Genomic DNA, 6745 nt, shown 5'->3' with positions numbered 1-6745 from the left:
CCGGTGTTGGTGGCGGGCACCGATGGGGTGGGGACAAAGCTGGACATTGCCCAGCAGTGGGGTCAGCACCGGGGGGTAGGTGTTGATCTGGTGGCGATGTGTGCCAACGATGTGCTGACGGTGGGGGCCCGGCCGCTGTTTTTCTTGGACTATGTGGCCACTGGCAAGCTGGAGCCAGAAGCCCTGTGGCAGGTGATCGATGGCATCTTGGCGGGCTGCCAGGAAGCGGGCTGCCAACTGCTGGGCGGGGAAACGGCGGAGATGCCGGGGTTTTATCCCCCTGGGAAGTACGACCTGGCCGGGTTTTGTGTGGGAATTGTGGAGAAGGCGGCCATTCTGGATGGGTCGCGGGTACAGCTTGGGGATCGGCTGTTGGCTTTGCCCAGCAGCGGCCTACACAGCAACGGCTACAGCTTGGTGCGGCGGATTGTGGCCGACCGGGGTTGGCGCTGGGATCACCGGCCTCCCGGCTGGGATCGGCCTTTGGCGGAAGTATTCCTCACCCCCACCCGCATCTACGTGCAGGCGGTGCAGCGGCTGCAGGCAGCAGGGATCGCCATCCACGGCATGGCCCACATCACTGGCGGCGGGATCCCGGAAAACTTGCCCCGCTGTTTGGCCCCGAACCAAGCGGCGCGGCTGCAGCTCCATAGCTGGCCCATCCCACAGGAGTTTCTCTGGCTCCAAGAACAGGGCCAGGTGGAGACCTTGGAGATGTTCCGCACCTTCAACCTGGGGGTGGGCTATGTGCTGGTGATCCCCCCTGAGGCGGAAAATCAGGTGAGATCCCTGCTCCCCGAAGCCTTCCCCATTGGGGAGGTGGTGGCGGCCTGTCCAGGGGAAAGCCGCGTTCTGGGACTGGAACAGTGGGGATCCCTCACAAGCCCTGCCGACTAGCCAACCGATGGATCCCCACCAAAAGGGGGAAAGGGATCCCAGTTCCCTCGACTCATCCTCGCCGTCGCTATGCTAAGTTGGCATGTGGCCTCAGCGCTGTTGCCCGCCTTCTTGCCCGAGCCTGCTTCCCGACATTTGTCCTCTTTGGGAATAGGGGTAACTCGGCCTTGGACCGTTCGCTAATCGCTGCTGACCCTCTAGGTTAGGAGTTGCTGATGACAGGTTTACCCACTGCTCGTGCAACCGCGGGTGCCATCGAAGTTGAGCATCTGAGCAAAACCTACGGCAGCTTCACTGCCATCCGCGATGTTTCCTTCCAGGTGAACGCCGGCGAGATCATGGGTTTTTTGGGGCCGAATGGGGCTGGCAAGACCACTTCCATGCGCATTTTGGCGGGGTATCTGCCTGCCAGCGAGGGGACGGCGCGGGTGGCCGGGTTTGATGTTCACGAAAACTCGATGGCGGTGCGGCAGCGCATTGGCTATCTGCCGGAAAACCCACCCCTCTACCCCGACATGACGGTGGAGGCGTACCTGCACTTTGTGGCCCAGATCAAGCGGGTCAGCGCTGGCGATCGGCCCAGGCGGGTGGACGAGGCGATCCGGCGGTGCAGCCTGGAAGAAAAGCGCCACACCCTCATCCGCAAGCTCTCCAAGGGGTTTAAGCAGCGGGTGGGCATCGCCCAAGCTCTGGTTCACGACCCGCCGGTGATCATCCTGGATGAGCCCACCATCGGCTTGGATCCCAAGCAGATCATCGAGGTGCGCAAGCTCATCAAGAGCCTGGCGGGGGAGCACACCATCATCCTCTCCACCCACATCCTGCCCGAGGTGAGCATGACCTGCGACCGAGTGGTGATCATCAACCGCGGCCAGGTGGCGGCCATTGGCACGCCTGCCGAGCTGACAGCCCAGCTCCAGGATCGGCAGCAGGCAAAGCTGGTGGTGGGGGCAATCGAGGCAATGGCCATCCGGACGGCCCTGCAGCCTTTGCCCCAAGTGGAGGTGGTGAGCCTACAGCCCTTGGCGGCGGATCCCTCCCGCTGGCAGGTGCAGCTCAAGAGCAACGCTGCCGCGGACGGCTGGATCCCGGAGGTGGCCAGGGTGCTGGTGCAGGCAGGGATCGACCTCTACGAGATAGGCCGCCCGCAGGCTTCTTTGGAAGAGATTTTCCTGCAGCTCACTACGCAAGAGGGATCCGAGGGCCTACTGGAGGAAGCGGCATGAACGGAGCAATTGCCATTTTTCGTAAGGAATTGCGCGGCTACTTCACCTCGCCCATCGCCTATGTGGTGGCCGCGGTGTTTTGGGGACTGGCGGGGTTTTTCTTCTTTAATATTCTGGTGCGGGTGATCAGCTTTTCTCAGCAGGTGGATCTTTTCGCCCAGTTCGGCCAGGAGAACCCTTTTGACGCCGCCACCATCCTGTCGCAGCAGTTTCTCAACCTCTTGGGCACCCTCTCCTTATTTCTATTGCCCATCTTCACCATGAGCTCCTATGCCGAGGAGCGGCGGCGAGGCACGATGGAGCTGCTGGCTACTTCTCCCATCACCAACTTGGAGGTGGCCCTGGGCAAATGGTTGGCGGTCTGGGTGTTTTTCATCACGCTGCTGCTGCCGCCGCTGGTCTACCATGTGCTGGTGCTGAGCAGCGCCAACCCGGCAGTGGACTACCGCCTGACCCTGATGGGTTATGTGGGCCTAACCCTGCTGGCGGGTAGCGTTATGGCCTTGGGGTTGTTTATCTCTTCTCTGACAGACAGCACCCTCATCGCAGCAGTGGCCACCTTTGGCTTGATTTTGTTGCTCTGGGTGATCGACGCGGCAGCCGGCCAGGAGGAAAACTGGATTGCTGCAACGCTGCGGCATGTGTCTTTGCTGCAGCAATATAGCAACTGGGTGCAAGGGATCCTCAGCAGCAGCAGCCTCATTCTTTTCTTGAGCATCATCGTCCTGGGGCTGTTTGCCACGGTGCAATCGGTGGAAAGCCTGCGCTGGCAACAGAGCTGAGGTCAGATGGGAGGAGTGCGGTGTTCGCGGCAGCGGTGCGGAGCATTATGAAGGACTGGCGCGCGTTATTGGACTGGACAGGGATCCTGGGCATTGGCGTCATCGCCATCGGCCTAGTGGTGGGATCCGCCTTTACCGGTTGGACGGCTGTGCCCCTGAGCATGCTGGCAACAGGTTTGGCCCTGCTGGTGGCTTGGGGCATCACCCACCGGCAGGAGGTGGGGGTCTTCCTCGGTTTGCGTTCCACCCAGACCAACGCCAACATCCTGGTGGCGGCGGCGGCGATGGCCGTCATTCTGGTGCTGGTGAATGTGGTGGCGGTGCGCTACGACCTGAGGCTGGATCTCACCGAGGAGGGCCTGTTTACCCTGTCGCCCCAAACCCGGCAATTGGTGCAGGGATTGGTGCAACCGGTCAAAGTTTGGGTGGTCACCACTGCGCCGGATCCCAATCTGCGGGAACAACTGGAGCGCTATCGCCGCCTCAACCCCAACCGCTTCCAGTTTGAGTTTGTGGATCCCAACCGGGATCCCTTGACCATTCAACGGCTGCAGGTGACGCAAAACAACACCCTGGTGGTGGAGGCCGGAGAAAGCCGGCAACAACTGCCTCAGCCCCCTGCTCCTGATCTGGAGAGCAAACTGACCCCCGTCCTGTCCAAAGTGGTCAACCGAGGGGAGTTGCTGGCCTATTTCGTGCAAGGGCACGGGGAAGTGGGGCTGGAAGCGAGGGAAGGTACTCCAACTCTGGCCCAGGCGGCGGCATCCCTGGGTCAGGAAGGCTATCGGGTAGAGACCCTCAACTTGGTGCAATCGGGGATCCCAGAGGATGCGAATGTCCTGGTGCTGGCGGGGCCACAGCGGGCTTTGTTCCCCGGCGAGGTGGAGAAACTGCAGGATTACCTGGCCGAGGGAGGACGGCTGCTGTTGCTGATCGGGCCACGGGTGGATGCCGGCCTGGATCCCTTGCTGGAAGAGTGGGGCGTGGTCTTGGGGGATGACATCATCCTGGAGGCGAGCAGCATCAGCCAGCTTCTGAGGACAGGGCCAGCCGTAGCTTTGGTTACTGACTACGGGGATCACCCCATTACCGCCCCCTTGGCCGCCCAGCGGCTAATGACCCTGTTCCCCCTGGCCCGCTCTGTGGAAACCGAAGCCCGCGAAGGGATCCAAGCCACGCCCTTGCTGCGCACCGGCCCGCAAAGTTGGGGGGAGACCAGTCCTGAGCCGGAACGTGGCCCCTTGCAATTCGATCCGGATCAGGACAAGCCCGGCCCCCTCACCTTGGGTGTTGCTTTAACCCGCCGTCTGGACACCGACCAGGCCGACACAGGATCCCCGCAGGAGGCCCGCCTAGTGGTGATCGGCAATGTCAACTTTGCCCTCAACGGCAACTTGCGGCAGCAGGGCAACCGGGATCTCTTCTTGAACACCCTCAACTGGCTGACTGAGCAAACGGAGCAGATCTCCATCCGCCCCAAATCCATCACGGATCGCCGTCTCACCCTGACCGGTCAAAACTTCCGCTGGCTGGTGCTGGGATCGACGGTCCTTTTGCCCTTGGCGGCCCTGGGTTCCGGAGCTGCCCTGTGGTGGCAAAGACGGTAGGAGGAGAGTCCAGTATGTTCAAGCGAACCACCTGGGTTCTTTTGGGTTTGGCGGTGGCCTGTCTGCTGGGCTACTTCCTCTTGGACAACATCCAGCAACTGCGTCAGGAGCAACAGGCGGAGCGAGCGCGGCTGTTCCATTTTGCCACCGATACCATTGCCCGCATTGAAATCCGCCAACAGAAAGAGGGGGAACCCGTTCGCGGCAGCGGTGCGGAGTACTTGGAAATCCTTTTGGAGCGCACTCCAGAAGAAGAGGGATCCCGCTGGCGGATTGTCAGTCCCATTCAGTCAGCGGCGCTGGACTTCCCCATTGAGCAGTTGCTCAACACCTTCTCCCGCCTCACCCCCCAAATCACTCTAGAGGGGGCCACCGACCTGGCCGCTTTTGGCCTGGATCAGCCGCGACACCAAATCGCCCTTTTCCCCAAAGAAGGGGATCCCTACCGCCTAGCCATCGGCAACGACAACTTCGATGGCTCCGGCTTCTACGCCCAGCCCGAAGGGGGACAGGTGGTGCTTCTAAGCAGTGCCCAGAAGGGATCCCTGTTGCCCTCCCTACTGGCTTTGCGGGACAAAACCTTGCTTCGGTTTGACACTGCCGAGGTGAAGGCCCTGCAAGTGCAGTTGGCAGAGGCAGAGCCGGAAGTTGTTCGCCTGCAGCGGCAAGACGTTCGCGCCAGCGGTGCGGAGCACTTTACTTGGCAGATTGTCGAGCCCAGAGAGCTGCCTGCCGATGAGATCAACGTCAACCGCTTGCTCAATACTCTGGCCCGCCTGCAGGCCGTGGAGTTCCCCGCCGAGACCAAAGACGAGCTCGCCCCCTATGGCTTGGAGCAGCCTTCCGCCCGCCTGACGGTGGAGCTGGAGGAGGACAAAACCCTGAACGTCGCTTTGGGATCGGAGAAAGATGGCCAGGTGTACGTCATCACCTCTGAGCACCCGGCAGTAGCCACCCTGCTCACCTCCACCGCCGATATTCTCCGCTCTGACTTGGAAGAGCTGCGGGATCACCGCATTGCCCGCCTCAACGCCAACCAAGTGGGCCAAGTCACCTTAGAATCCCAAGGGGAAAAGGTCACCCTCACCCCTCGGCCTTCAGAGAAGGGATCCTTGGAGCTGCGCTGGGAAAACCCGGAGCGACCGGGCCAGCCTGTGGATCTCGGCTCTCTGTTCTCCAGCCTAAATGCTGCCCGCGCCAAAGAGTTTGTGGAACAAGCTGATGCAGAAGCCCAGAGGGTGTTGTCTGATCCGGACCTACGGCTGACCTTTGAGCCCAAACCCGACGCCGAGCAGGATCCCTTGGCCCTGAGCTTGGCCGCCTCTGGCTTGCGGGCCTACGTGCAAAGCAGCCGCCAGCCGGACATTGCCGTGATCGAGCTGAGCACCTTCAACAGCCTGGAAACCGAAGTGAATCGCCTCTTGGAAGGCCAGCCGGAGAGCAAGGACTCTGCCCCACTCACGCGACCAGATCCCACTCCCTCGCCCTAGAGTCCCTAGAGCCTTAGCCAGCAGGGGTAGCTGTCTTCTCCTCCGCGGTTTGGGTTGCTTTTTTCAGGGCTTCCCCTTGTATCGTCAGCACCGAGCAGGGGGCGCGGTGGAGCACGTAGTTGCTAACGCTGCCCAGAAACAGCTCGCTCAGGCCGGAGTGGCCGCGGCGGCCCACCACCACCAAGTCCGCATCCCAAGAGCGGGCCAGATCGCAGATGACCCGACCGGGGTTGCCGTAGTTGAGGCTGTACTCGGCGCGGATCCCGTGCTCAGCCGCTTTCTCCACCAGCGAGCGCAGGTAGTCCATCTGGTTTTGCTCGAAGATGGCGCATTGCTCCCGGTAGGACTGCCACAGCTCGGCGCTGATGGTGGAGCTGTAATCTACCCCCAGGATCATCGGCGGCTCTGGGGCGCCCGGCTCTTCCTGAGACAGAACATGGAGAATCATCATCTGGGCCTGCATGGCCTTGGCCACTTGGACGGCCTTTTGAAATACTCCCTGGCTCAGCTCCGACCGATCCACTGCCACCAAAATCCTGCTGAACATATCGGCTTCCTCCAGATGGCTAACAGCGGGGCACAAGGCAGAAGCAGCGTGACTTCGGGGTTGACCTCTGACCCCTTTTCCCTCGACTCCAAGCTCCCCTCTGCTCTGCCCCACCTATCTGTGTTGTAGAAGATTTGGGCGAGAAAACCCCAGATATCTTGAACGAACTAGGTCGTGTTGATCTTATGTTAGGATA

General features: G+C 61.3%; 6 protein-coding genes. 5 read left to right on the top strand and 1 reads right to left on the bottom strand.

Features of this window, described 5'->3' with window-relative positions:
- The 5 genes from purM to NW856_RS13155 form a co-directional block, all read left to right on the top strand.
- Positions 1-897 (top strand): phosphoribosylformylglycinamidine cyclo-ligase (purM, locus tag NW856_RS13175; RefSeq protein ID WP_414400626.1); only part of this gene is annotated, 897 nt, incomplete at its 5' end.
- Between the two features lie 215 nt (positions 898-1112).
- Positions 1113-2123, top strand: coding sequence for an ABC transporter ATP-binding protein (locus NW856_RS13170; RefSeq protein ID WP_414400625.1), 1011 nt, complete (start codon positions 1113-1115; stop codon positions 2121-2123).
- A complete protein-coding gene (locus NW856_RS13165; protein WP_414350648.1) occupies positions 2120-2905 on the top strand; it encodes an ABC transporter permease in 786 nt (261 codons plus the stop codon). Before NW856_RS13170 ends, NW856_RS13165 begins: the two co-directional genes overlap by 4 nt.
- Before the next feature lie 47 nt (positions 2906-2952).
- Entirely contained in the window at positions 2953-4512 is a 1560-nt protein-coding gene (locus NW856_RS13160; RefSeq protein WP_414400624.1) for a GldG family protein, read from the top strand.
- A gap of 14 nt (positions 4513-4526) precedes the next feature.
- A complete protein-coding gene (locus tag NW856_RS13155; RefSeq protein WP_414400623.1) occupies positions 4527-6002 on the top strand; it encodes a DUF4340 domain-containing protein in 1476 nt (491 codons plus the stop codon).
- Positions 6003-6015: 13 nt separating this feature from the next.
- Here the strand turns inward: NW856_RS13155 and NW856_RS13150 are convergent, their stop codons facing one another.
- Complete coding sequence (locus NW856_RS13150) at positions 6016-6663, bottom strand: universal stress protein (RefSeq protein ID WP_414400622.1); 648 nt, start codon at positions 6661-6663, stop codon at positions 6016-6018.
- Positions 6664-6745: the final 82 nt, after the last annotated feature.

Source organism: Synechococcus sp. R3-13 (assembly GCF_047462195.1).
Taxonomy (GTDB): domain Bacteria; phylum Cyanobacteriota; class Cyanobacteriia; order Thermostichales; family Thermostichaceae; genus Thermostichus.
Note: the sequence above shows the minus strand (reverse complement) of the source record. Positions and strands in the feature narration are given on the sequence as shown.

What these genes read in the sequence shown, in the direction of transcription:
- NW856_RS13170 (WP_414400625.1), top strand. Translation starts at nt 1,113, where the DNA reads ATGACAGGTTTACCCACTGCTCGTGCAACCGCGGGTGCCATCGAAGTT.
- NW856_RS13165 (WP_414350648.1), top strand. Translation starts at nt 2,120, where the DNA reads ATGAACGGAGCAATTGCCATTTTTCGTAAGGAATTGCGCGGCTACTTC.
- NW856_RS13155 (WP_414400623.1), top strand. Translation starts at nt 4,527, where the DNA reads ATGTTCAAGCGAACCACCTGGGTTCTTTTGGGTTTGGCGGTGGCCTGT.
- NW856_RS13160 (WP_414400624.1), top strand. Translation starts at nt 2,953, where the DNA reads ATGAAGGACTGGCGCGCGTTATTGGACTGGACAGGGATCCTGGGCATT.